Below are 24443 nucleotides of genomic sequence, written 5' to 3'. Positions count from 1 at the left end.
GCGTGCACGAAACAATGTCCCGCAATCCGGATCGGCTGGTGCTGTTCACCGACGCCGTCGCGGCGATCGCGATCACCCTGCTCGTCCTGCCGCTCGTCGAACTGGCCAACGAGCCCCTCAAGCACCCCGTCGAGGTCCTCACCCACCACCGGGACCAGATCGGCAGCTTCGTGCTGAGTTTCGTGGTGATCGCGCGGCTCTGGCTGACCCACCACCGGATGTTCGCGCACGTCAAGCGATACTCCAACAGCCTGGTCCTGTGGAACATCGGCTGGCTGTTCACCACTGTGCTGCTGCCGTTCCCGACCGAACTCGTCGGCCGGTACGGCGGCGAGCACTTCACTGTGGCGTTCTACATGGGTACGGTTCTGGCCAGCAGCATCTGCCTCAGCGCGCTGACCTTGTTGATCCACCGCGATCCGGACATTCAGGACCCCGAGAACCCGCTCGACGACCAGTACCTGGCCAGCGGCGTCGCCACCACAGTACTGATCGTCGTCGCACTGGTGCTGGCACTGGCCGTGCCGGGCGTGAACTACTTCTCGCTGCTGCTGCTCCTGCTCACGCCCGTGGTGGTGCGGGTGTGGAACCGCAGGCGCCGCGTCACGTCGTGAGCCGGACGCCCGCTTCGGTCAGCAGCCGCTCGGCTTCCGCGCGCCGGTCCTCGGCGACGAGGAGGCGCTGCTGCAACGCACCGATGGAGCCGTCGATCACGCTCATGTGGCTGTCGGTGTGGTTGTGCTCGATCCCCGCGTCCTTCAGGACGGAAGCAGCGAACGACATCAGAACCGGGTCATTGGAACGAAGCAGCTCGATCATGTCCCCACGATACGCGGGCGTGTGAAGGCGGGCCTGGCGTGACATGTTCGTGCCACGTCACCGGAAGTCCCCCGCGTGGTCGACGGCCCATTCGGTGACCGTCCTCGCCGGCCTGCCGAGCACCTCCTCGACGGTCGGCAGGACCGGTTCCGGCCGCGTGGTGGCGCGCTGCCAGATGTCCAGCAGGAAGTCCGCGACGAGATCGGGCACACCGGAGCGGGCCCGCCACTCGTGCGGTGTCAGCTCCTCGAACCGGACGTCGAGGCCGATCGCCGCGCCGATCGCGGCGGCCTGCTCCGGTTTGCTCAGCGATTCGGGGCCGGACAGGGTGTACGTGTGTCCATTGTGGCCGTCGAACAGCAGTGCGGTCGCGGCGACGGCCGCGATGTCCTGTTCGTGGACGGGGGTCTGCCTCGCCTGGGCGCACGGCTCGCGGACGACGCCGCCGGCCTTGATGCCGCGGGCCCAGTCGAGCAGGTTCGCCGCGAACATGCCCGGCCGGACGTGGGTCCACTCGAGGCCGGACTTCTCGACCGACCGCTCGGTCTCCTGGTATTCGTCGGCGATGCCGGCCGACGTGAGCGTGACGATCCGCCGCACGCCCGCCTCGCGGGCCAGGTCGACCACGCGCGCCGAGTCACCGGCGGACAACAGGAACAGCCGGTCGACGCCGCGGAACACGCCGGCACTCGGCGAGCCGAGGTCACCGCGGACGAGTTCGACCTTCGCGGGCAGGCGCGCGGACGCGGGGTCTCTCGTCAGCGCGCGGACGGTCGCGCCCGCGGTGAGCAACTGGTCGACGACGTGCCTGCCCACGGTGCCGGTGGCTCCGGTCACAAGAATTCTCAACGGAAATCCCTCACTCGAGTCGGACAGCCGCCGACGCTAGCGAGGTGCGGGATCCGCTCGCACATAGGTCTTTGCTTGCGCAAAACCCTTGCTTTTCCGCCGTTTCCGTATCCTCGACTATTCAGTCCACAGTGGACAAAGAAAGGTGTGCTGCTCAGCGGATGTCACGCACGGCGGCGTCGTGGCGGCCATCCGACGGCGCGGGCACCCAGGACAGCGCGGCTTCCGGGCTGTCGAACACCTCAAGCACTTGGTCCAGACCCGCGACCGCGATCACGTGGGCGGCGAACGAGCCGCCGTGAGCCACGCGGAACGCGCGGCTCTGGCGCCGGGCCTTCGCGTTGGCCTCCAGCAGCACGTGCAGGGCGGCCGAGCCGAGGAACGTCACCTTCACCAGGTTCACCAGCAGCACCGCCGCCTCCGCCGCCAGCGCGCAGTCCAGCGCTTCGGCGAAGTCCTCCTCGGTCGCCAGGTCTATCTCCCCGGCGACGGTCAGGACGACCACGTCGGTGTCGTGCTGCACGTGCCAGTCGAGCAGGCCGTTCTCGGACACCGTTGCGGTCCCTTCGTGGGGATGTTGCGTCGGTAGCTGGCCCATACCCTAGTCCTTCACCTCCCCCGTGTCAGTCATCCTCCGTTTCCAGGTTGTTGCTGTCCGTAGCCGGTGCGCCCAACCCTCGCGTTTGGGCGCACCTGGCCCTTCGGCTCTACTGCTGACCGAGCAGGGTCAGCATCTGCTGGATCTGGCCCGTCCTCGACTTCACGATCCGGTCGGCCAGCTCCTTCACCGGCCCGCTCGCGCCCTGCTTGAGTTCACGCTGCGCCATTTCCACCGCGGCGCCCTGGTGGCCGGTGAACAGGTTGAGGAACTTGCCCTCGAACTCCGTTCCCGTGGACTTCGCCAAGTCCGCGATCACCTCGGGGTTGGTCGCGGGCAGCCCGCCGTGGTCGGCGTGCGCGCCGGCGTCCGGGTCCGCCGTGGCCGGCTTGCCCCACTGGGCCAGCCAGCCGGCCATCGACTTCGCCTCGTCGGCCTGCGTCACCCCGATCGCGGCGACGAGGTCCTTGATCTCCGGCCGCGTGGCCTGCTTCTCGGCCAGCCGGACCATCTCCATGCCCTGCGTGTGGTGCGGCACCATCATCTGCAGGAACATCACGTCGGTGTCGTTGTGGTCCGCGCTCGTGACCACCTCCGCTTCAGGTGCCGGGGGCGGCGCGTCCGGCGCCGCGGGCTCGCCCGCACCACACCCGGTCAGCAACACCGTCAGGCTCGCCACGACGGCGAGGGGGAAACGCTTCACCGGGGTCAGAGTTTCTGCCACAGCGCGGGCGTCGCAGGCGGTTCCCAGCCCGCCAGCGAGGTGTGCCGCTGGAGCACGCGGAACCGCGAACCCTGGAACGTGACCTCCGCACCGGCCGCGTAGGCCGTCCCCGGCTGCCATTCGGCACCCGTCGAAGGAGGCTGCTGGGTCGGCGTCGTCGGCTTCGGTGTGCTGCTGGTCGGCTTCGGTGTGGACGACGGGGGCTGCGTCGTCGGCGGGGTCGTCGGCGGCTGCGTGGTCGGCGGGGTGGTCGGCGGGGTGGTCGGCGGGGTCGAACCGCCGCCACCGACCTGGAGGTCGACGCACGAGTAGAACGCGTTCGGCGTGTCGGCGATGTTCCACACCGCCAGCAGCTTCTGGCGTCCGGACGCCCCGGCGAGGCTGACGGTGTGCTTGACCGTCGGTGCCGGCTGCTGGCCGCCGCCGTCGATCGTGGCGATCCGCTTGCCGTTGAGGAAGTACTCGTAGTTCGCGGTGCGGTGACGTGCGGTGAAGGTCCAGGTGAAGTCGACCGTGCCGCCCACCGACGTCGCGCGCCACGGCTTGCTGTCGTCGTTCAGCTCCGCGAACTGGCCCAGCCCGCCGTTGCAGCTGCTCAGCCCCTTGGGGCCTTCCACGCTCTGCGGCTCGAACTTGATCGAGCCGCACGGCACCACGCCGGACGCGCATTGCGCCTGGCGGCTGCCCGGCGTCGAAATGTATCCATGGGCGCCGGCCTGCCCGACGGGCACGAGGACCAGCAGCACGGGAGCGATTCCGGCCGCGGCGGCGGTCACGGACAGCTTTCGTTTCAGGGACATGGAAAAGAAACTCCTCGCATTGCGGACGGCCCGCGCCTGCCGTCCGTGCTCGCGTAGATCACGAGTGGTCTGGACCATATAAACCGGTTGCGGTGCGAGTCAAGCGATCTCGCCCACCGTCCACTGTGGCCACCTCCGTCCGGGTAGTTCCCGCCTTGTCGATGACTACGGAGGATCCGCGGGCCGGGTTCACTTTCGGCAGGCCATGCACGTGCGGCATATCCGGACCGCCGACAAGCGGCTGACCTGCGGATATGTCAGACTGAAATGGTTTACACCAGTCAAGACCCGGTGCCCCGCAACGTGATCGGCACTTAATTCACGACTTGTTCTTACGCGGGACCGGCTTTGGCCGCGGCGCGGACGACCACATGAACGTGCCGACGAACCGGATGACCACCCTCGCTCGCCCGCGTGGCAAACCCGGACCGGCCATCACCGAATTCTGGGTAAATCTGTTATGGACGGTGCCGGGAAATGAAATGGTCGTTTCGTAGGATCATAACCCCTGAATACGTTTCAAAAAATGCCCGACAACGCCCTCGACTAAAACTATTGCTCCATCCGTAGGCTTTTCAGATGCGTCGATGGGGCTACCCTGCGTGCAGGGCCCGCTACCGGAATGGTTTGTTCGAAAGGTGCCTCAATGATCACTACGATGCTTGCCCTTGCCGTGGCCTTATCCATGCAGACCCCCACGGCGACGGCCGCTGACGAGGTCCCGGCCGGGAGGGTCACCGTCCACGTCGTGACCGCGAACGGATCGGGCTGCCCGGCCGGCTCGACCGAGGTCCATGTCGCCGACGACAACTCCGAGTTCACGTTCACCCACCGCGAGGGATACGTCGCGAAGGTCGGCCCCGGCGCCGACCCGACCGACATCAGGAAGAACTGCCAGCTCAGCCTGGACGTCCGGGTACCGTCCGGGTTCACGTTCGGGATCGTGCGCGCCGAGTACTCCGGCCGGATCAGCCTCGCCGCGGGCGCACAGGCCTGGCAGGGCGCGGACTACTACTTCCAGGGCCAGACCCCCACTGCCCGGCGGATCCACCCGTTCACCGGCCCGCAGCGCGGTGACTGGGCGACAGCCGACGTCACCGATCCCGGTTCGGTCGTGTACGCCCCCTGCAACGACCACCGGTACTTCAACGTCAACACCGCACTTCGCGTGAGCGCGGGAACGTCCAACCCGCAGACCACGGCGAGCTGGATCTCGATGGACTCCCCCGACCGCAACCCCAACGGCCGCTTCCGGTTCATCTGGAAGCGCTGCTGAGCACACCGAGACAAGGGCCGCCGCAGCCCTCGCGCGGCGGCCCGTTCCACACGGCGGCAGCACGCGGGCGAACCGTCTCATTGCGCACAATGGACGCCCCCTTCCCCTTGCGGGAAGGGGGTTTTCACGTGGGCTGCCGCATCGGGCCTAGCCGGCCAGGCCACGCCGGAACGCGTACGTGACCGCCTGTGCGCGGTCCCGCACGCCGATCTTGGCGAAGAGGTTGTTGATGTGCGTCTTCACGGTCGCCTCGGTGATCACGAGGTGCCCGGCGATCTCCGCGTTCGACCGGCCTTCCGCGATCAGCCGCAGCACGTCGGCTTCGCGCGGTGTCAGGCCGTCCGGCAGCGAGTCGCCGCTCGCCGGGCGGCTGGTGACCTGCTCGGCGAGCCTGCGCTGGATGGCCGGGTCGAACTGGGCCTCGCCGCGCCGGACCGCCGCGATGGCCTCGGCGATCTCGCCCGCACGCGCGTCCTTGGTGAGGTAGCCGCGTGCGCCCGCGCGCAGCGCCGCGAACACGGACTCGTCGTCCGAGTACGTGGTCAGCACGACGACCTGGGTGCCCGGATGGTCTGCACGGACCCGTTTCGTCGCCTCCACACCGTCCATCTTGGGCATCCGGAGGTCCATCAGCACCACGTCCGGTTTCTCGGTCGCCACCAGGCGCAGCGCTTCCTCGCCGCTCGCGGCCGAACCAACCACCTCGATGTCCGGCAGCAACTGCAACAGCAGCACGAGCCCTTCCCTGACGACGGTCTGATCGTCGACGACGACCACCCGCGTCATGCCGGGACCCGCAGCCGCACCCGGAATCCACCGTCGACCGGCCCGGCGTCCAGTGTGCCGCCGATCAGTTCGGCCCGTTCCCGCATACCCACCAATCCGTACCCGTTTCCCGCGGTCCCGGCGGCTGTCCCGCCGGTGTCCTCGACGTTCAATTCACACCAGTCGGCCGCGCACCGCAAGGCAAGGGACACCGACGCCCGCGGCGCGTGCTTGTGGGCGTTGGTCAACGCCTCCTGCGCCGTGCGCACCACAGCGAGCCAGGCTTCCGGCGTCAGCTGCCCGGCATCGCCGGTCACCGTGACCTCGCACGCGCGTCCGGTGGTCGCCCGGAACTGGTCGGCGAGTTGTTCCAACTGCTCCGCCAGCGGTGCCTGATCGCCTCGCAACGCCGCGACCGCCCGCTTGGAATCCTCCAAACCCGACCTGGCCAGATCTCCCGCCCGGACGACCCGATCGAGGACCACGTCCCGCTCCGCGCCCCGTTCCAGCAGCAGCCGCGCCCCTTCGAGGTGCACGACCTGAGCGGACAGCGAATGCGCCAGGATGTCGTGGATCTCACGGGCCAGCCGCTGCCGCTCCCCCAGCACCGCCGTGTGCGCCCGCGCCTCGGCGATCGCCCTGGTCTGCGCGCGCGTCACCGCGAGCTGGTTGAGCACCGCGGCGAGGAAACCGGCCCAGCCGAGTGCGAAACCGATGCCGAAGATCGCGTACCCGTCCAGCGAGACCGCCATCGATGTGCCGACGTACGCCGCCGTCACAGCCACGGTCAACGTAATCGCGTGCCACAGCCGTGCCCGGAACGGCGCCATCCAGACCGCGAGGAACATCAGGCTGGTCCCGGCGAACTGGGTGTGGAAGTGCTCGGCCAGGCCCAGCACGGCCGTCACGGCGAGCAGCCAGACGCTGTACTTGTCCCAGCGGTAGGCGATGTACCCACACGCCAACGCCAGAACGTGCAGGCCGCCGTCGGGGACAACCCCGGCCACGCCGTGCACCTGGGTGGAGTTGATGACGGAACCCACGAGGTCGGAGCCGAGATACAGCACGACCACGCCCCACACCGCGTACCGCCATCTGCCCACGGGCTCACGGTACCTCCGCTCCCGGACCGGCACCTCCAGCCCGGGGTGGAGCCCTCTCCACCCGCCCAAGACCCAGCCACGAGCCGATGACCAGGAGGTTCGCCACCGGCAGGCTGGTCGCCGTGATAGCAGTGCAGAAGCTGAGCAAGCGCTTCGGCGCCGTCGAGGCGGTGACCGACCTGTCGTTCACCGTCCGGCCCGGCGCGGTCACCGGGTTCCTCGGCCCGAACGGCGCGGGCAAGACCACCACGCTGCGGATGATCCTCGGCCTGGTCACGCCGACCTCGGGCACCGCGACGATCGACGGCGGCAGGTACGTGGACCTGCCCGAGCCGATGAAGTCCGTCGGGGCGGTGCTGGAGTCCACGGCGTTCCACCCGGCGCACACCGCGCGTACTCATCTGCGTGTGCTGAGCACGGCGGCCGGGATCCCGTCGGAGCGGGTGGACGGGGTGCTGGAACTGGTGGATCTCCAGCACGCCGCCAAGCGGCGGGTCGGCGGGTTCTCGTTGGGTATGCGGCAGCGGCTGGCGATCGCCAGCGCGCTGCTGGGCGACCCGCCCGTGCTGATTCTCGACGAACCCGCCAACGGCCTTGACCCGGAAGGCATCCACTGGCTGCGCGGGTTCCTGCGCGCGCTGGCGGTCGACGGCCGGGCCGTGCTCGTGTCGAGCCACGTGCTCACCGAGATGGCCAGGACCGTGGACTCCGTCGTCGTGATCAACCACGGCAAGCTGCTCGCGACCGGACCGATCACCGACTTCGGCAACCTGGAGGACGCCTACCTGGAGCTGGTGCGATCATGATCACGCTGGTGAAAGCCGAGTTCCTGCGGATCACCCGGTCCATGCGGTGGGTGGCCGCCATCGCGGTGATGGCGTGCGCGCTGTGGGCAGTCCTGCAAGTGGTCCTGTTCATCAAACCGGAAACGGTGGACGAACGAGCCGTCGAATCCGCGTACAGCATGGCCCAGCAGGGCTACATGTTCGTGATGATCCTCGGCATCCTCCTGGTCACCAGCGAGTACCGGCATCGAACGATCACGTGGGCCTTCCTCGTCACGCCACGGCGTGGGCGTGTGATCACGGCGAAGCTGGTGGCCAGCAGCGCGATCGGGCTTGCCGTCGGTCTGCTGGCCGCACTGGTGACCGGACCGCTCGTGGCGATCCTGCTGTCCGCGTACGACTATCCCGTGTGGACGCCGGACATTCCAGCGGTGTTGCTGGGCTCGGTGCTGAGCACGGGCTTGTGGTGCCTGTTCGGCGCGGGTGCCGGCGCGTTGATCCGCAACATGGTCGCCGCGATCACGGTCGCGTTCGTGTGGGTGTTCTACGCCGAATGGGCGCTGGTCATGCTGGTTCCCGCGGTCGGGCGGTGGACGCCGACCGGTGTGGGCAAGGCGGCCAGCGGCTGGAACCGGGACGCGCTCGGCGCGTTCGCCCCCGCCGGTGACCTGCTGCCCGTGTGGGCGGGAGCGTTGCTGATGATCGGTTACGCCGTCGCCGCGGCTGTCGCGGCCAGGCTGATCACCGTCCGGCGGGACGTGACATGAAAACGAGGGCCCGCCGGAGCGGGCCCTCGTCCACGTGACTGCGAGGAAAGCGGCGGAGCTACAAGCGTTACAGGCGCAGAAGGAAGCTCCGCCATGGCCTCGCGTGTCCCAGTCCACTACGCCGGGACCAGTCGGTTGAGCCGATCCCGGGTGAACACCTCCGAGCCCTCCGGCAGGCCTTCCGGCTGGTCGAGCCCGATGAACACGACCGGCTCGGCCAGCCGGACGCCCGGTTCCCACACGGTCACCGAGCCGGCTTTGACCGCGAGCAAGTTGATCAGGTACGACATCGTCAGGTAGCGCTTCTCGTACACGGCACGGGCAAGCCTGCTGGTGTTGCTCATGTGTCCCTCGACGCGGTTGAAGTTCACCGAGCCGGTCAGGTACAGGTGCGTCCAGGTGGCCGTCCACCTGCCGTCGTCGTCACGGCCGAACACGATCGGCAACGCGACCCGGCTGGAACCGCGCATGTCCGAACGCGTCCGGACCGTGCGTGGCTCGAACGGCGCGCCTTCCTGGCCGCGTTCCCGCGTCATCCAGCCGAACATCGACTCGGCGACCTGGTCGAACCCCTCTCCCGAGTAGATGTTCACCTGCGGCACGATGTACCTGGCCGACACGGCGTCCAGCGTGACGTCGATGAACTCCGTGGCACCGTCCTTGGCTTCGGTGATGTCACCGGAGTACACCGCGCCGCCGGTGTCGTAGCTGGTCCACGACACGTGCCCCGCATACTGGAAGTCCTTGTTCAGCAACAGAACCGACAGATCGAAGTCCGTCCGTTCCCGGCGCTGGCGCCAGTACGTGAAGAACCGCAGCACGTCGCCGTCCACCGGAGTCCGGGTGCCGCGCGGCAGCACGGCGAAACCGTCCTCCGTGGCCTTGCCGGACAACGGCACGGCCACGTCGAGCACGTCCGGGTGGATCACGATCCGCTCGCAGGCGGGCACCCGGCCGAGCAGTTCGGCGTCCAGCATCCTGATCGCGCGGTTGATCACCATGGACCGCAACGGCTTGCGGTTGTCGCCGGCCACCCAGGCACGACGGCCGCGGGAGGCGAACACACGCGCCGAGTCCGGCGACGCGCGGTTGGCGAAGTGCTCACGCACCGAGCACAACACACGGCCCGACACCGCCCCCAGCGACTTCCCGGCCAATTCGAGCACCTGCTCGGTCTGCGCCGGATCCGCTTCACGCAACAACCGGTCCATCGACCGCACCAGCATTCCGGGAGCGTCGGACAGCACGGACGCCGCAGCGACCACACCTTCGGTGCGGTACGCCTGCTCGGCCCGCCCGGCCAGCGACTGGAACCTGCGGTCGCCGCGGGCGACCGCGAAAACCTCTGCCGCGCAGGGGAACTGCGGGTACTCGTGCGGGTGCAGCCGTTCGCCCAGCCGCTTCCACCGCTCAGCGAACCGGGTGACGTCTCCGAGCTTGCCGTCGTTGTCCGCGATCACCGCGTCCAGCGCTGCCAGCAGCACACGCCGTTCACGCCGCTTGAAACCGCGGAACTTGGTGCGCTCCTGCAAAGTGACGTCACCGCCGCTGGCGTGGCACGCCACCCGCAGCACATCCGTCACGGTGTCCACGAACACCAACGGCTGCCCGGCCGCCATTCGCACGGAGTTGACGACCGCGCGGTTGTCCCTGACCGGAAGGGTTTCCGGCAGTTCGCCCGTCCGGGCCGCGAGTTCCGCCAGCAGTACCAAGTCGCTCTCGCCGAGCGGCGTCACGCTGCCCGCGAGGTCACGGAACAGACGCGCACTCTCCTGCTCGACGGTGCCGCCGAGGTGCACGATGGTGACACGGTCCTTCGCCGACGGGATGAGCTCGTCGTGCGCGGCAAGGAGTTCCTCGTAGGTGTGCTGGTAGGTGCCGTAGCCCGGCAGCTGGAGCAGGTCGACCCGGCCGTCGATGGTCAGCGGCACCAGCGCGTCACGCATGCACTTCACCCAGAACTCCACGGTGTCCGGGACGTCCTTGGGGAACCTGATGAAGTACGCGTTGTGCGCAACGGTGTCCCCCACCAGTTCGCGCACGGTCCTGATCACCATGCGGGCGATGTCCATGGCGGAGCGGGGCTCGAACGCGCCGACGTGCTCGAGCAGCTCGCGCGTGGCCTTGAAACCCATCCCGACCAGCGCGGCGTCCATCTGCCGGGCGACACCGGAGCCGGTGCCCGGCTCGCCGTCGCCCAACGGCACCCGCATGGTCCTGCGGAAGATCGTCTGCGCGTCGATCACGATCGTCTCCCTGGTGAATGCTGCTGCGAGCGGAGGGCGCGCGATTCGAACGCGCGCCGGGTGTCGCCCCGGACCACGGCTTAGCAAACCGGTGCCTTTCCAGACTCGGCCAGCCCTCCAAAACGGACAGTACCCCTGGCAGGACTCGAACCTGCACGCCCTGACGGGCCCGCGATTTTGAGTCGCGTGCGTCTGCCATTCCGCCACAGGGGCGTTTACCGCCGCGCTGCCCGTCAAGGGTTCGAACCTCGGTCTCCGGAGTCAGAGTCCGGCGTCCATGCCAACTGGACCAACGGGCACAGAACAACTGCGTGCGAGCGACGGGAATCGAACCCGCATCGTGTGCATGGCAAGCACACATCCTGCCGTTGGAAGACGCTCACGGAATTGAAGAAAGCACGAACGGCCGGCGGGAATCGAACCCGCTTCTCCAGGGTGGAAGCCTGGCGCGTTCACCTGGTACGCCACGACCGCAGAATGGACCAGCCGGATAGCGAAAGCCGCCCTGACCGGTGGTTCCCGGTGGGCGGCTCCCGTTGCGCGACAACGAACCTATGTCACGGCGAGGAGCCCGCACGACTGATCGAACCGCACCCTCGCAACGAGAACGGCGACTGCTCAGCGGCATGTCCCCGCTGTCGCTTGTTCGCCATGACTGTTCTCCTTGCCCGGTGTGTAGCCAAATCATGCCGGGCCCCGGGAATGGGGTCAAGCACATTTACCGCGCGGGACGAAAGTGAATACGTCAGCCCATCTTCACGGTGACCATCCACCCCGGATGGTCGGTGGTGCCGTTCATGTCGATCCGGGTGCCGCGCACGAACTTCAGATCGGAGCTGACGAAGACGTGCTGCAGGCCGCCGTCGCCCTTGCGGTAGAAACCGGGTGGATTGCAGCTCTGCACGTCCGGCCAGCCGCGGTAGCGCAGATTCATGTCGCCGGCGACCACGGCGGGCCTGGGGTGGTCGACGACCTTGGCCATCAGTTCCTTGCACTGGGCGAGCGCTGTCGAGCCGCTGCGGGCCGAGAGGTGGGTCGTGCACGCGCCGATCTTCCCGGCGGGCAGGCAGGCCCAGGCGCGGTGCTCGGTGCTGGTGTCCTGCGTGGCGTAGAGGCCGGTCGCGGTGACCGGCCCGGCGAGTTCCGCGAGCACCATGACGATGTTGCCGTACTGCTCGCCGTTGGTGCACAGCACTGGGGATCCGTCCGGACGCCGGGCCGCGACGAACGCGACCGCCGACGGGCCCATCGCCTTGTGCAGCGGTTCGATGTCGCTGACGCAGGACTCGTTGACCGACAGCACCTGCGGCCGGGCCGATGCGATCACGGAGACCGCGTGGTCGACCGCTTTGCCGGTGTAGCACCCGGCGAGGCCGCTGTTGCAGATGTTCACCTGCAGGATCTTGACTTCGGTCGTCGTCGCGCTCGCCGCGGGCGCGGTGGCGAGCAACGCGCAGGCGACCGCCAGAACCAGTCGGACCTTCATGGCGCACCTCCCAGTCGATCCGAGACAAGCAGATCGGCACCGGGACGCGCAAGAGCCCGCCACCTCCCCCGAAGTGGCGGGCTCCAAGCCGAAGCGAGGAAAGCGAAGCGACTGCTGGTGGGCGAGCGGCGGTAGTGGCAGGAAGTCGCTTCATGGCCTCGCGGGCACGGTGAGCGGGAGCGCTATCCCTCCGACACGCCTCGCGGCGCCATCGGCCCCTGGTTAGCGGTAAGCTCCCCCATCGCCGTGCGAGGACCACGTTAGGGCCTGCTCCTGGTCTGGCTCAACGGATTTAACGCTAGCCTGGGCGAATGACCCGTCCCATGATCCGCCCTGTGCGTGTTCCCGGTACCGACGACCTGCCTCCGGCCTGGCAGCGGGTGTCGGCCGTGCTGCGGCCGTCCCCTGTGGACAGCACGGCGGAGGTGCTGCTGAAACTGGAGACCGCGCAGCCGGGTGGCTCGTTCAAGATCCGGGGCGCGATCGCGGCGATGAGCGCCCTGCCCGCGGATGCCGAGGTCGTGACCGCTTCGGCGGGCAACCACGGGCTCGGCGTGGCCACGGCGTCCGCGTTGCTCGGCATGCGCGCCACGGTCGTGGTGTCCGGCAACGCCTCACCGGCCAAGGTCGCCAAGCTCAAGGGGTTCGAGAACGTCACCCTGGTCCAGGTCGGGAGCTCGTTCGACGACGCCGAGCAGTACGCCTTGAGCCTCACCGACGGGGTGTACGTGTCGGCGTACAACGACCCGGCGGTGATCGCGGGCCAAGCCACCATCGGCTACGAGCTCGACAGCCAGGTCGACGGCCCGATGACCGTGGTGTGCGCGGTCGGCGGCGGTGGGCTCGCGTCGGGCCTGGGCCTGTGGGCGTCGCAGCGGGCGGGTGTCCGCGTCGTCGGCGTCGAGTCGGCCGAGTCCGTCGCCATGTCGGAAACCGTCAACGCGGGCCACGATGTGGAGATAACCGTCGGCGAGACGCTCGCCGACGGCATTGTCGGCAACCTCGAGCCCGGTTCGGTGACGGTCGGCCTGATCACCGAGCACGTCCACTCGCTGGTCACGGTCACCGAACCGGAGCTTCGGCACGCCATCCGCTACCTCGCGGCCAACCACGGCGTGGTCGCCGAGGGCGCGGGCGCGGTGCCCGTCGCGGCGCTGCTGGCCGGGAAGGTCGACGTCGCCGGGCGGGCGGTCGCGATCGTGTCCGGCCGCAACGTCACGCTAGGCACGCTGGCCGATGTGTTCGCCGAAGAACCGGCGAACCGCGCCTAGCACCTGCGACCCGATGTGGCCGACGCCGTCGACCAGGTCGAACGTCACGTCGAGGCCGTGTGACCGGTAACCGCGCTCCAGCGTGCGCAGCCGCTCGATCCGTGTGCCGCCGGTCTTCTCGACGCCGTCCATCCAGTTGGAGTCGCCCCGGTTGTCGATCTCCCACGCCTCGGTGTCCGCCGAGCCGACCACCAGCTGGATGGGTACGCTGCGCAGCGCGCCGAAGTCGATCGGCGCGCCGAACCGCTGCTCGAAGTCCTTGGTGCCCAGCCACCACGGCAGGGTGTCGTCGAGCTGCGTGATCCAGCCGGGCGCGCCGATCGACGCGGACGCGAGCCGATCGGGGTGCAGGTAGAGCAGCCGGTGGGTGAACTGGCCGCCGCCGGAGAAGCCGTGCAGGTGCAACCGCCGTGCCGCGACAGGGAACCGCTCGGCCACTTCGTCCACTTTGGACAGAAGCATGCGGTCGAACCGGATGCCGCGGTAGTCGATGAACTTGTAGTTGTGGATGTCGTCGGGGTCGACGAGCCCGGCGGGGAAGATCGGCGCGAGGATCACCGCGCCGTGCTCGTCGGCGAACTCGATCATGTTGTCGCGGGATTTCACCGCCGAGCGGTTGGTGCCGTGCCGCATCACGACCAGCGGCGAATGTGACACGAAATCCGGCGCTGGCCGATCTGCGGTCCCGGATCCGCGAGCAGTGGGACGAGTTCTCCCCCGCGGCGCGAGGTGTCTGCCGATCACTCTCGGCGATCACGCCGGAACGACTGCTCCACATGTCCGCACAGGACATCGGCGCGGAGAGCAAGACCAGCAACGCCACCGTGATCCGCACCCTGCAGGCGCTGGGCTACACCGGTCTCGCCGAACTCAAGGGCAAGGTCGCGGCGCCGTTCACCACGGAAACGGCCCCGGAGGAACGCGCGCGGCAGCGTGTCGAGTCCACCGGCGGCGACCTGGACCAGGTGTGGGACCGGGTGGTCGGCGAGGCACTCGACCGGATCGAGTTGTCGCGCCGCAACCACTCCCCGGACGCGTACGCGACAGCCGTGCGGATTCTCCTTGAGGCCGAGCAGGTCCTGACGTACGGCATCGGCGCGTCATCGGTCTCGGCCGAACACCTCGCGTCGAAGCTGCGGCGCGTCGGACTGCGGGCCCGGCCCATCCAGTCCGCCGGGTCAAGCTCGCCGACGACCTGATGGACATGGAACACGGCGACGCGGTGGTGCTGTTCGCGCCCGGCCGGATGCTCGTCGACATGGAGGTCCTGCTCGACCGGGCGCGGACGGTCGGCGCGAAGACGGTCCTGGTCACGGACCAACTGGCCGGCGAACTCGCGGACGAGGTGACCATGTCGCTCTACGCCCCGCACAGCCCGACCGGGATGTCCGGTGAGTCGTTGACCGCCATGGTGGTCGGGGACGCGTTGGCTCAGGCAATCGCAGCAGCCGACCAGGAGCGGACCGTCGAGTCGTCACACACCCTGACCGTGCTGCGCCAGCAATTGGGCTTCTGACGCAATTGCCGTTACTTGGCGAGCCATGACAGGTCCGCCCACCGGTTTTGTCACGTCATGCACAGTTGTGACAGATCAGCACGGCCGGATGAATGAAGATCACCCGACAGGTCACCGGTTCACCCCACTGAGACGCTGCGTGATGACCGGGCAACCGATAGTCTCACCGGCCGAAGGGAGGCTGCCCCGAAATGACCACTTCGTCCAGCTGCGACTCGTGCGGCCGGCCACACGGCCGGTGGGCGACCGACCGGCTGACCCTGTTGCTGGACAGGTGGGGTTGGGACGAGCAAGCACCCCACGTCCTGGCGGCCTCGCCATCGACGGCGCTGGTCGTGGTCGACCTCGACAACTTCAAACGCGTGAACGACCGCTACGGACACGTGGCGGGAGACGCGGTGCTGAAGGCCGTGGCGGACACTCTGAGGCAGCGGACCCGCAAGGGCGATCTCGTCGGCCGCTACGGCGGGCACGGCGGTGACGAGTTCCTGATCCTGTTGCCCGACACAGTGCTGGACGAAGCGCTGGCGGTGACTGAGCGGGTGCGCCAGGACATCCGCTCGCTCGTGGTGGAGGCCCCCACACACGGCGGAACAGTGCGGATCGACACGATCACGGCGTCCTTCGGCGTGGCGGCGGGAAACCCGACCACCGACATCCAAACCCTCATAGTCGAAGCAGACACAGCGCTGAGGCACGCGAAGAAAACCGGCCGGGACAGGGTTCGGGCACCGAAACAACGGCGATCCATGCGAATCCCACTCGCACTGCTCGGTGCGTGCGCGGCAGGAGTCGTCGTGATCTCACTGGTCAGCGACACACCGAAGCGAGTAACGCAGGTGGCCGCCGAGCCCCCACTGCTCCCCGCGCTGCCAACGATCACGATGCCCGCAGTGACTGTGCCGCCGTCAACGGTGACGATGACAGCGACCGTGCAACCATCCCGAGCCGCCGGACCAACACAGAAGCCGAAGCAAACTCCCCCGCGAACCACGTCGGCGGCGCCCTCCACGGACCCATCGGCCCGCGCGGTAGAGCGCCCGCCCTCGCAACCGACCAAAACCTCGGTCTGCCCAGTATGCGACGTAGTAGAAGGCGCAATGGAAGACTTCCGCTCATTCCTCCCCCGATAAATAGAAGCACCCAAAGGCGACCAACCATCGGAGTGAGTACAGCGAAGAAAGCATGGACAAGATCTCGCGTGAATGGCTGGTACGTAACCAGCAGCGCCAACGCAATCAGACAATATCCGTTTACACCCAGCCACAGCGGCAAGTAGGCACGCTTACATACTCACCATGCGACCCGCACGCTGGAACGAGGAAACAGCGGATGAGCTGGAAAGAAGACGCGCCAGGTGAGCTGGAAAAGCGGGGCGACGAGCGAAAACAGGAACAACGGTTAGCTGATCAAGTACAGCGCAAGCCTTCTTCGTATGCGCCAATGAGATCACCGGGATCGGCCTCATCGCCGCCGTGCCCGCTGCTGGACCGGCCACTCTTTGATCCACGCTCGGCTCTCGCCATGCTCTCACCCTCCCGCATGGCCTCCGCTGTTCTGGTTTCCAGCTCGCTGTGTCTTCTTTCCAGCTCACTCGCCGTGTCTTCTTTCCAGCGTGCGGGCCGCAGGGTGAGTAGGTAAGCGTGCCCACCTACGGGTCGCCCGCCGCCGTGTGCTGGGTATAAACGGATATCGTCTGATTGCGTCAGCGCCGCCGGTTACGTTGGAGTGCAGTTTCCGGCCGAGGTTCTGTTTCCAGCGCTGGGTGCACTGTGTTGGTTGCGTACCAGCCTCCACACGAGATCTTGTCCATGCTTTCTTTGCCTTACTCACTCTGGCGAGTGGTCACCTTCTGCCGCCCCCGCCAACACCGCTCCGCGCGCACTCCCAGCGCCGGTGGCGCTGTGCTCGCTCCCCACCAGCCACGCGGCTGCGGGCCTCGTCCACGCTTCTTTGCCTCGCTGCCCTGCACTCGCTGGGGTGGTGGGCTTCCTTGCTGCGGATCGCCGGTGGTGGCGTTGGCCGTTAGGTTTGGTGGATGAGGGTTGTTGTGCTTGCTGATACTCATTCGCCTCGGCGCTGGAAGTCTTGTCCACCTCGTGTCGCTGAGCATCTTCGGGATGCTGATGTCATCCTGCACGCTGGGGATGTGTGTACGCCGGATGTTCTCGATGAGCTCGCTGAGTTCGCACCGGTGTATGTCGTGCAGGGCAACAATGATGGTCCGGATGTGGCTGCCTGGGGTGCGTCCGAGACGCTTGAGGTTGACTTGGGTGGCTTGGCGGTGGCCATGATTCATGACAGTGGGCAGGCCACGGGCCGCACCGCCCGGATGCGGCGGCGGTTTCCCCGTGCCGATCTTGTCGTGTTCGGGCACTCGCACATTCCGATGGATCAGACCGGTGATGGTGTGCGGATCTTCAACCCCGGTTCGCCTACCGACCGGCGGCGCCAGCCGTACGGCACCCTTGGTGTCCTTGACATCTCCGACGGTTCGCTTGCCGGGGCACGGATCGTCCCTGTGACCGGCTGACTGGTCGCCCGTCTCGGAACGTTGGTGGTCCTGGTTTCCGTTGGGCGTGCCGCAGGAGGGGGCTTGAACCGGGTTTGCGGTGCGGCCAGCAGAAGCTGGGCGTCGAGAAGCGTTTCGGGACGGGCCGCTAGGCTGGGCGGGGCTGCAGTTTGCGTTGCAGGCCACGGGCTACCGGCTCGACCACACGGGCGGCCACCGGTCCGAGCACTGCCATCAGCAGCACGTATGCCGTTGCCAGCGCGGCCAATTCGTCTTCCACCGCGCCCGCGGCCACCGCCAGGCCCGCGATGACGATGGAGAACTCCCCGCGTGCCACCAGTGCCGCCCCCGCCCTCGCCCGGCCCATCCGGCCGATGCCTTGCTGGCGGGCCGCGAACCATCCGGTGGCAACCTTCGTCAGCGTCGTCACGAACGCCAGCGCCACCGCCCAGCCGAGCACCGGCGGGATCGTCGTCGGGTTCGTGTTCAGCCCGAAGACCACGAAGAACATCGCGGCGAACAAGTCCCGCAACGGTTCCAGCAGCTTCGTCGCGTTCTCCGCCGTCGACCCGGAGATCGCGATGCCCAGCAGGAACGCTCCCACCGCCGCGGACACCTGCAGCTGCGAGGCCACTCCCGCCACCAGCAGCGCCGCTCCCAGCACCCGCAGCAGGAACACCTCCGGCTCCGGGCTGTCGACCAGCATCGAGACGTAGCGACCGAACTTCAGCGCGATCACCAGCACGATCGTGATCACGATCAGCGAGACGCCCACCGCCGTCAGCCCGCCCATCAGCGTCGCGCCCGCCAGCAGCGCCGTCAGGATCGGCAGGTACACCGCCATCGCCAGGTCCTCGAACACCAGGATCGACAGCACCACAGGTGTTTCGCGGTTACCGAGCCTGCCGAGGTCGCCCAGCACCTTCGCGATGATCCCCGACGACGAGATGTACGTGACCCCCGCCATCGCGATCGCGCCGACCGGGCCCCAGCCCAGCAGCAGCGCCACGGCCGCGCCCGGCAACGCGTTGAGCACCAGGTCCAGCAGTCCCGCCAGCCACGCCCTGCGCATCCCTGTGACCAGCTCGTTGGCCGAGTACTCCAGGCCGAGCAGCAACAGCAGCAGGATCACGCCGATCTCGCCCGCCAGTGAGGCGAACTCGTCGATGCCGTGCAACGGGATCAGCCCGCCGGACCCGAACGCGAGACCGCCGAGCAGGTACAGCGGGATCGGTGAGATACCGATCTTCCACGCCAGTCGTCCGAGCAGGCCCAGGCCGAAGAAAACCGCTCCCAGTTCGATCAGGGAGATGGCGGTGTCGTGCACTTGTCCCCTTGTGGATCAGGCCGGCTGTCAGCCGGTCTCGAGCACCTCGACGGCCTTGCCCAGCCCGTCGGCTGTGCCGACGGTCACGAGCATGTCGCCGCCGCTGAGCCGGAAGTCCGGCCGGGGCGATGGATGCGCTGTACCGCCACGCACCACGGCGACGACCGACACAGCTGTCCTGGTGCGCAGTGCCGTGTCACCGAGGGTCCTGCCGTCGTAGGGCGAGCCGGGCGCGAGCGGCAGCTGCCGGGTGGTGATGCCGGAGATGTCCCTGTTCTGCTCCTCCAGCTGCGTCACCAGCTGGGGCGCGCCGAGCAGGGTCGCCAGCGTCGCGCTCTCCTCGACCGTCAGCGGGATCGAGGCCACGCACGAGTCGGTGTCGTCCTGCTTGGAGACGATCATCTCCATCCGGCCGTCGCGATAGGTGATCACACCGATCCGCCGTCCGCCGCGGGAGACGAAGTCCTGACGCGTGCCCAGTCCCGGCAGTGGGGTCACCTCGACGTTCACGCCATTGACTCTAACCCGCTCGGACGTTCGTCATGCGACGAACCCTGGAATCGGTGCGAAACGGACTCGGGTCGCGGCACCGTGACCACCGGGTCACAGTCCGCGATCATGGCATCGAGCATCCGCGACCAGCCCGCGGGCACGGTGAGCGCCGTCCGGTCCGGCGAGGTCATGGCCACGGTCAGGACCCGGCTGCCCGGCGGGCAGGAGATCACCGCGGCGATCACCCGTGAGGCCGTCGAGGACCTCGGCATCACCGACGGCACACCGGTGAGTGTCCTGGTGAAGTCGGCCGAGGTCGCACTCACCACCTCGTAGCGGGGCAAGCCGACCGCGTGGCCCCGGCCTGTGGCGAGCACGGCGCCGCATGTCTATTTAGGACTGTTGCCTGCTCCGCTAATGTAGCCATGGGCGTCGCCGGGCGATCATGGGGGCCACAGGGTGGAGTTACGGGAAGTGGATGCCTTCCTCGTCCTCGCGGACGAGCTGCATCTCGGCCGGACCGCGCACCGCCTGCGCGTCTCGCAGGAACGGGTCGGCGGCCTGATCCGGTCGCTCGAACGGGAGATCGGCGCGGCGCTGTTCGAGCGCACGAGCGGGCACGTCCAGCTGACCGACGTCGGCCTGCGGTTCTACGACGGCGCCAAGCGCGGCTACGACATGCTCGTGACGTCGCTGACCGAGTGCCAGGCGGTGGCCCGGGACGCCCAGGTGCGGCTGTCAGTCGGCTACATGCCGTCGATCGGCGCGAAAGGCGTCACGCGGATCGTGTCCGCCTTCGAGCACCGCCATCCCGGCTGCGCGGTCAAGCTCCGCGCCATGGTGCACTTCGACGTCGGCGTCAGCGGGTACGTCCCGCCGATCGACACCGATGTCGAACTGATCTGGAGTCCCGGCGGGGACGGCAAGGCGCTCGACGCCCCCGGCCGCACCATCGGCCCGGTGCTGCACCGCGTCGGGCGTGGCGTGGTCGTGCCGTCCGGGCATCCGCTGGCCAGCAACGAGTCGATCAGCGTCGAGCAGCTCGCCGGGTACCCGCTGCTGAACCCGAGCAACGCGTGGCGGCCGGAGTTGCTGGAGGCGTGGACGCCGAGCATGACGCCGTCCGGTGTGCCGCTGAACCGGCTCGCGACCGACATCACGACGATGACCGGCCGCAACGAGCTGACGCTCGACGACTTCCTCGCCGCGGTGGCCCGCGGCCACGGCCTGTACATCACGATCGGCACGGTGTTCGACCGGTTCGTGTTCCCCGGCTTGGAAGTGGTGCCGATCAACGACATGCCGCCGATGGCGGTCGTGCCGATCTGGCGCAGTTCGTCCCGCAACACGGCGATCAGGGAGTTCGTCGACACGGCGCGGGACATCTCGTTCGACCCCGGTCCGTGAACTCAATGAACGCAACCTCTGCGAGCTTCGGCCGCTGTGTCTACGGTCACTGCCAGCGCGACGCGGCGCAGCACGCGGAGGACCCATGCACACAGTTTCGATCGTCACCGCCCTCCTGATGGGACTGTCCCCGGTCCCAGCCGCCGACCAGGTGCAGACGGTGCCGTGCCCCACCACCCTCCCCGCCGAGACCACTTGCCACGGCGGCAAGGACACCCATGGCGCGTACTACTCGATCGCCGTTCCGCGGAACTGGAACGGCACACTCGTCCTGCACACGCACGGCGGACCGGACCTCGGCCCACCGACCCAGGACCGCAGCACCGACGACCTCACCCGCTGGTCGGTGCTGGTGCGTGAGGGCCACGCCTGGGCGGGTTCGTCCTACCGGCGCGGTGGTTACGGCACCCAGATGGCCATCGAGGACACCGAGAACCTGCGAGCGCAGTTCACCCGCAGCTTCGGCAAACCACGCACGACGCTGCTGCACGGCCAGTCCTGGGGCGGCAACATCGCCGCGAAAGCGGCGGAACAGCACAAATACGACGGCGTGCTGCTGACCAACGGTGTGCTCGCGGGCGGTAGCCGCGGATACAACTACCGGGTCGACCTGCGCGTGGTCTACCAGTACTACTGCGGCAACCACCCGCGGCCGAGCGAGCCGCAGTATCCACTGTGGATGGGGCTGCGCGAGGACTCGACCATGACCGGCAGCGGCCTGCGGGCCAGGCTGCAGGAATGCGCGGGGATCGAGTCGCCGCCGGCGCAGCGCACCGCTCAGCAGGCCCAGAACCTCAAGGACATCCTCGGGGTGACGCGGTTGCCTGAGCGGACTTTGGCGTCACACCTGAACTTCGCCACGTTCACGTTCCGGGACATCGTGCACAACCGGCTCGGCGGCCGCAATCCGTTCGCCAACGTGGGCGTCCGCTACACGGGCTCACACGACGATGTCGCGCTGAACCTTGGCGTGCAACGGTTCTGGGCCGATCCGTCGGCTGTGCGGGACCTGTCGTACGACAGTGACGTCACCGGTTCGATCTCGGTGCCGGTGTTGTCGATGCACGCGATCAACGACCCGACCGCGTTCGTGGAGCACGACGCGGCCTACCGCGCCTCCGTGACCCACGCGGGCAACTCCCGGTACCTGGTGCAGACTTTCACCCGGGAGAGCGAGCACTCGGCGTTGAGTGACTCAGGGTACGCAGCCGCCGTCTCGGCGCTGGCGACGTGGGTGAAGACCAGCCGCAAGCCGACGGCCGCCTCCGTGGCCGCTTCGTGCCCGGCATTCGACGCCAAGTACCACCAAGGATGCTTCTTCGACCCCGGCTTCACGCCGAACAGCTACGAGTCCAAAGTGTATCCGCGACCGGGTGGCAGGCACTGGCCCGCACTGTCCAGCGTGCAGGCCGAGCTCTGGAAGCGGTTCTACCCCGGGGTCGGCATCGCGCCGTGAGCGCGGTTCACAGCACTGGCGCCAGCACCGGGACCGCGTCCCGGTGCTGAGCCGGAGCCGGGCTCAGCAGCCGCAGCGCCTCGGTCAGCGCGGTGCACGCGGGACTGACGAGCCCGGCGTCCAGGCGGCTGACGGACAGGCGCACACACTCGGCGGCGGCGGAGATCATGGCCGTCTCACCGATCGCGGCGGTGTACGCCAACGCGCCCCGCAGGTTGTCACGGACGGTCCGCACGTCGGCGGACTGGGCCAGCTCGTGCAGCGCGACGCCCACCTCGGTGCGCAGGCGCAGGCCGGGGGCGAGGCTGACGATGGGTCGCGGCGCGTCCCCCAGGTCACTTGAGTTCAAGACGACTCCCCTTGTGGTGGCGGACACCGTTGTCCGCCTTGATCCATTTTCCCGCACGAATGCCGCACCAAACGATGATCCCCTGTTCGAGCGGACGCACTCAGTGCGATCACATACGGTGACGAGACGGCTACCACGTCGCCAGTGGACCGAACGGAGGAATAGTTCTCGGCCACAACGGGTAAGCCGATACCGGACTTGTCAGCGAGTCGAAGGTGTTGGCGACGATGCGAAAGAAGGCCGCGGTCTCACTCACCGAATGGGGTACGACGCTGCCGAAGGTTGCCGCGAAGGTGATCGCAGCCGCCGATGTCCGGCAACCGCACGTTTACCTGCGGTTTCCGGCGGATCCCACGAACCTCGGAGTGGCACGGCGAGATATCGGCAAGTGGGCGAGCGCGCTGCGTCTCGGCACAGAACTGACGCAGGACATCGTGCTCGCGCTGGACGAGGCAGCCACGAACGCGGTCGAACACGCGTACCTCGGCCGAGGAGGGCCGGTGACCTTGTTCGCCGGGTGTGACAAGGCGGGTCACTGTGCGTGGACCGTCGTGTCCGACAGCGGCCATTGGCGCACGCCGCGGCCCGGTCCGAGCACGCGAGGCCGTGGCCTGCTGCTCATGGCGGCGTTGGCCGACGAGTTCGACGTGACCTCGACAGCGTCGGGGACGACAGTGGTACTGGGGTGGCCGATCGAGGACCTGCGGCCGATGGGCGGCGAAACGTTCGGTTACGAGCAGAAGGTCTCCTGATCCGGCTCACCCGGGTGCGACCGGCCGCACCCGGGTGAGTTGACGTCAGCCTTCTTCGTCGCCGCCGCCTTCGTCCTCGCCGCCGAAGCCGTCGAGCATCTCGCCGATCATCATGCCGCCGACGACACCGGCTGCCGCGCCGGCGACCATGCCGCCCATGCCGCCGCCGCGGTGACCCCGATGGCCCCGGTGACCGTGGTGGCCGTCGTAGTCCTCGTAGTGATCACCACGCCCGCCGAACATGCTGGACCGGCGGCTCGCGACACGCTCGAGCCACTCGTGGAACATGCGCGCCCAGTCCAGTTCGAGCGCTTCCCGGTGCGTGGCCTCGAACCGGCCGATCACGTCCTGGCCGCCACCGAAGCCGCCGCGCTTGTCGGCTTCGAGCACGACCACGATGCCCTCTCGCGAGGCGACGGTGGTCAGCTCGACCTCGTTGATCCGGCCGCCGAACTGCTGCGGCGGGTAGAACTCGATCTCCTGGAAGAACGGGAGTTCCTGGCGGATGCCGTAGATCCGGCCCGCCTCGAGGTCGGCGGACTTGAACTGGAAACCGAGCTGGCCGAACGCCTCGAGCACGGCGTCCTGCGACTCGAGGGGCAGGACGTGGACCGGGTCGAGATCACCCTTGTCGACCGCCTTGGCGATGGACAGCTCGGTGCGCAGCCCCAGCTCCATCCGCGGCAGCCGCTGCCCACCGACCTCGGTGATCGGCGCCTCCCACGGGACGGGGATGCTGAACGGGATGGTGCGGTCCTGCTTGGCGGCGAGCTTCGCCGGACCGGAGACGACGACACGGTGGAACTCCACCATGCCCTGGCCGCGATCACCTCGTTCGACCCGGGTGACCAGCGACAACGCGATGTGCTCGATCTCGGCCTCGCCGTCGCCGCCCTGGATGCGCACCTCACCGGTGAGCGTCCCGCCGGGCGTGACCCTCGGGTCGGCCAGCACGGTGTCGACAGACGGCCCGCCGACGCCGAGCTTCTGCAACATCTTCTTGAACACCATCCGGAGGTCTTCTCCTTAGACAATCGGCAGGGCGGACATAATGGCCAACGCAACTCTAGGGTCCAGAAGTTCCGGACAAAACGCCCACCCGGTGCTTGTTTGCGCCACTCGGCTGAAAACCGGGCTCAGCAC

Annotated in this window: 26 protein-coding genes, 5 tRNA genes and 1 pseudogene; 13 read left to right on the top strand and 19 right to left on the bottom strand. The window is 68.1% G+C overall.

The window, feature by feature from the left end; translation table 11 throughout:
- Positions 1-2: 2 nt before the first annotated feature.
- Positions 3-614, top strand: a complete 612-nt coding sequence (locus tag AOZ06_RS19690) for a TMEM175 family protein (RefSeq protein ID WP_236952298.1) — start codon at positions 3-5, stop codon at positions 612-614.
- Here the strand turns inward: AOZ06_RS19690 and AOZ06_RS19685 are convergent.
- The 5 genes from AOZ06_RS19685 to AOZ06_RS19665 form a co-directional block, all read right to left on the bottom strand.
- A complete protein-coding gene (locus AOZ06_RS19685) occupies positions 604-819 on the bottom strand; it encodes a putative signal transducing protein (protein ID WP_063810070.1) in 216 nt (71 codons plus the stop codon). The genes AOZ06_RS19690 and AOZ06_RS19685 overlap by 11 nt on opposite strands.
- 57 nt (positions 820-876) lie before the next feature.
- Entirely contained in the window at positions 877-1668 is a 792-nt protein-coding gene (locus AOZ06_RS19680; protein ID WP_054290742.1) for an SDR family oxidoreductase, read from the bottom strand.
- A gap of 154 nt (positions 1669-1822) precedes the next feature.
- On the bottom strand, positions 1823-2221 hold the full coding sequence (locus AOZ06_RS19675) for an STAS domain-containing protein (protein WP_169798947.1): 399 nt from the start codon (positions 2219-2221) through the stop codon (positions 1823-1825).
- A gap of 154 nt (positions 2222-2375) precedes the next feature.
- Positions 2376-2969 (bottom strand): DUF305 domain-containing protein, encoded by a 594-nt coding sequence (locus tag AOZ06_RS19670; RefSeq protein ID WP_054290740.1) that lies wholly within the window; start codon positions 2967-2969, stop codon positions 2376-2378.
- Between the two features lie 5 nt (positions 2970-2974).
- Positions 2975-3790: a lytic polysaccharide monooxygenase gene (locus AOZ06_RS19665; RefSeq protein WP_054290739.1), complete on the bottom strand. Its 816-nt coding sequence runs from the start codon at positions 3788-3790 to the stop codon at positions 2975-2977.
- A gap of 646 nt (positions 3791-4436) precedes the next feature.
- Here AOZ06_RS19665 and AOZ06_RS19660 point away from each other — a divergent pair.
- A complete protein-coding gene (locus AOZ06_RS19660; RefSeq protein WP_054290738.1) occupies positions 4437-5066 on the top strand; it encodes a DUF4360 domain-containing protein in 630 nt (209 codons plus the stop codon).
- A gap of 147 nt (positions 5067-5213) precedes the next feature.
- On the opposite strand, the gene AOZ06_RS19655 is transcribed toward AOZ06_RS19660, so the two are convergent.
- Together AOZ06_RS19655 and AOZ06_RS19650 are read right to left on the bottom strand one after the other, a co-directional pair.
- The gene (locus AOZ06_RS19655) at positions 5214-5852 is read right to left on the bottom strand and encodes a response regulator (RefSeq protein ID WP_054290737.1); all 639 of its coding nucleotides are present in this window, start codon (positions 5850-5852) and stop codon (positions 5214-5216) included.
- Entirely contained in the window at positions 5849-6934 is a 1086-nt protein-coding gene (locus AOZ06_RS19650; RefSeq protein ID WP_054290736.1) for a sensor histidine kinase, read from the bottom strand. Before AOZ06_RS19650 ends, AOZ06_RS19655 begins: the two co-directional genes overlap by 4 nt.
- Before the next feature lie 86 nt (positions 6935-7020).
- Between AOZ06_RS19650 and AOZ06_RS19645 the strand changes: the two are divergent.
- Both AOZ06_RS19645 and AOZ06_RS19640 read left to right on the top strand, forming a co-directional pair.
- Positions 7021-7689, top strand: a pseudogene (locus tag AOZ06_RS19645) (ABC transporter ATP-binding protein); the annotation flags it as partial.
- Between the two features lie 47 nt (positions 7690-7736).
- Positions 7737-8486 carry an ABC transporter permease subunit gene (locus AOZ06_RS19640; RefSeq protein WP_054290734.1) on the top strand — a complete coding sequence of 250 codons (750 nt, stop codon included), beginning with the start codon at positions 7737-7739 and terminating at the stop codon, positions 8484-8486.
- A 116-nt stretch (positions 8487-8602) separates the two neighbouring features.
- Here the strand turns inward: AOZ06_RS19640 and AOZ06_RS19635 are convergent, their stop codons facing one another.
- The 7 genes from AOZ06_RS19635 to AOZ06_RS19605 form a co-directional block, all read right to left on the bottom strand.
- Positions 8603-10732, bottom strand: coding sequence for a TerD family protein (locus AOZ06_RS19635; protein WP_218922020.1), 2130 nt, complete (start codon positions 10730-10732; stop codon positions 8603-8605).
- A 30-nt stretch (positions 10733-10762) separates the two neighbouring features.
- Positions 10763-10851: transfer RNA gene (locus AOZ06_RS19630), tRNA-Ser, on the bottom strand.
- 11 nt (positions 10852-10862) lie between these two features.
- Positions 10863-10945, bottom strand: a tRNA-Leu gene (locus AOZ06_RS19625).
- A 13-nt stretch (positions 10946-10958) separates the two neighbouring features.
- Positions 10959-11031, bottom strand: a tRNA-Gln gene (locus tag AOZ06_RS19620).
- A gap of 13 nt (positions 11032-11044) precedes the next feature.
- Positions 11045-11115, bottom strand: a tRNA-Gly gene (locus AOZ06_RS19615).
- 18 nt (positions 11116-11133) lie between these two features.
- Positions 11134-11206 (bottom strand) — tRNA-Gly (locus AOZ06_RS19610).
- A gap of 271 nt (positions 11207-11477) precedes the next feature.
- On the bottom strand, positions 11478-12218 hold the full coding sequence (locus AOZ06_RS19605; protein ID WP_054290733.1) for an endonuclease/exonuclease/phosphatase family protein: 741 nt from the start codon (positions 12216-12218) through the stop codon (positions 11478-11480).
- 311 nt (positions 12219-12529) lie between these two features.
- Here AOZ06_RS19605 and AOZ06_RS19600 point away from each other — a divergent pair, with 311 nt between their 5' ends.
- Positions 12530-13489: a threonine ammonia-lyase gene (locus AOZ06_RS19600; protein WP_054290732.1), complete on the top strand. Its 960-nt coding sequence runs from the start codon at positions 12530-12532 to the stop codon at positions 13487-13489.
- Here AOZ06_RS19600 and AOZ06_RS19595 read toward each other — a convergent pair.
- Positions 13439-14146 carry an alpha/beta hydrolase family protein gene (locus AOZ06_RS19595; protein WP_054290731.1) on the bottom strand — a complete coding sequence of 236 codons (708 nt, stop codon included), beginning with the start codon at positions 14144-14146 and terminating at the stop codon, positions 13439-13441. The two genes, AOZ06_RS19600 and AOZ06_RS19595, sit on opposite strands and share 51 nt — an antisense overlap.
- Here AOZ06_RS19595 and AOZ06_RS58940 point away from each other — a divergent pair.
- The 4 genes from AOZ06_RS58940 to AOZ06_RS19580 all read left to right on the top strand — a co-directional run bounded on the left by AOZ06_RS58940 (position 14140) and on the right by AOZ06_RS19580 (position 17538).
- Positions 14140-14688, top strand: coding sequence for a MurR/RpiR family transcriptional regulator (locus tag AOZ06_RS58940; protein WP_218922019.1), 549 nt, complete (start codon positions 14140-14142; stop codon positions 14686-14688). The two genes, AOZ06_RS19595 and AOZ06_RS58940, sit on opposite strands and share 7 nt — an antisense overlap.
- A complete protein-coding gene (locus AOZ06_RS58935; protein WP_218922018.1) occupies positions 14688-15005 on the top strand; it encodes a MurR/RpiR family transcriptional regulator in 318 nt (105 codons plus the stop codon). Before AOZ06_RS58940 ends, AOZ06_RS58935 begins: the two co-directional genes overlap by 1 nt.
- Before the next feature lie 191 nt (positions 15006-15196).
- Positions 15197-16138 carry a GGDEF domain-containing protein gene (locus AOZ06_RS19585; protein WP_054290730.1) on the top strand — a complete coding sequence of 314 codons (942 nt, stop codon included), beginning with the start codon at positions 15197-15199 and terminating at the stop codon, positions 16136-16138.
- 905 nt (positions 16139-17043) lie between these two features.
- Positions 17044-17538 carry a metallophosphoesterase family protein gene (locus AOZ06_RS19580; RefSeq protein ID WP_054290729.1) on the top strand — a complete coding sequence of 165 codons (495 nt, stop codon included), beginning with the start codon at positions 17044-17046 and terminating at the stop codon, positions 17536-17538.
- 127 nt (positions 17539-17665) lie between these two features.
- On the opposite strand, the gene AOZ06_RS19575 is transcribed toward AOZ06_RS19580, so the two are convergent.
- Together AOZ06_RS19575 and AOZ06_RS19570 are read right to left on the bottom strand one after the other, a co-directional pair.
- Positions 17666-18844, bottom strand: a complete 1179-nt coding sequence (locus AOZ06_RS19575) for a cation:proton antiporter (protein ID WP_054290728.1) — start codon at positions 18842-18844, stop codon at positions 17666-17668.
- Between the two features lie 27 nt (positions 18845-18871).
- Entirely contained in the window at positions 18872-19354 is a 483-nt protein-coding gene (locus tag AOZ06_RS19570) for a cation:proton antiporter regulatory subunit (RefSeq protein ID WP_054290727.1), read from the bottom strand.
- Positions 19355-19462: 108 nt separating this feature from the next.
- Between AOZ06_RS19570 and AOZ06_RS19565 the strand changes: the two genes are divergently transcribed.
- The 3 genes from AOZ06_RS19565 to AOZ06_RS19555 all read left to right on the top strand — a co-directional run bounded on the left by AOZ06_RS19565 (position 19463) and on the right by AOZ06_RS19555 (position 22199).
- On the top strand, positions 19463-19672 hold the full coding sequence (locus AOZ06_RS19565; protein WP_083472671.1) for a TOBE domain-containing protein: 210 nt from the start codon (positions 19463-19465) through the stop codon (positions 19670-19672).
- Positions 19673-19795: 123 nt separating this feature from the next.
- Positions 19796-20743: a LysR family transcriptional regulator gene (locus AOZ06_RS19560; protein WP_083471801.1), complete on the top strand. Its 948-nt coding sequence runs from the start codon at positions 19796-19798 to the stop codon at positions 20741-20743.
- 85 nt (positions 20744-20828) lie between these two features.
- Positions 20829-22199: a hypothetical protein gene (locus AOZ06_RS19555; RefSeq protein WP_054290724.1), complete on the top strand. Its 1371-nt coding sequence runs from the start codon at positions 20829-20831 to the stop codon at positions 22197-22199.
- Positions 22200-22206: 7 nt separating this feature from the next.
- Here AOZ06_RS19555 and AOZ06_RS19550 read toward each other — a convergent pair whose 3' ends face one another.
- Entirely contained in the window at positions 22207-22548 is a 342-nt protein-coding gene (locus AOZ06_RS19550; protein ID WP_054290723.1) for a hypothetical protein, read from the bottom strand.
- Between the two features lie 227 nt (positions 22549-22775).
- Here AOZ06_RS19550 and AOZ06_RS19545 point away from each other — a divergent pair, with 227 nt between their 5' ends.
- The gene (locus AOZ06_RS19545) at positions 22776-23300 is read left to right on the top strand and encodes an ATP-binding protein (RefSeq protein WP_157233120.1); all 525 of its coding nucleotides are present in this window, start codon (positions 22776-22778) and stop codon (positions 23298-23300) included.
- A 45-nt stretch (positions 23301-23345) separates the two neighbouring features.
- On the opposite strand, the gene AOZ06_RS19540 is transcribed toward AOZ06_RS19545, so the two are convergent.
- A complete protein-coding gene (locus AOZ06_RS19540; protein WP_054290721.1) occupies positions 23346-24311 on the bottom strand; it encodes a sporulation protein in 966 nt (321 codons plus the stop codon).
- Positions 24312-24443: the final 132 nt, after the last annotated feature.

The organism is Kibdelosporangium phytohabitans (assembly GCF_001302585.1).
In the GTDB taxonomy this organism is placed as follows: domain Bacteria; phylum Actinomycetota; class Actinomycetes; order Mycobacteriales; family Pseudonocardiaceae; genus Kibdelosporangium; species Kibdelosporangium phytohabitans.
This window is presented reverse-complemented; position numbering and strand designations above follow the sequence as displayed.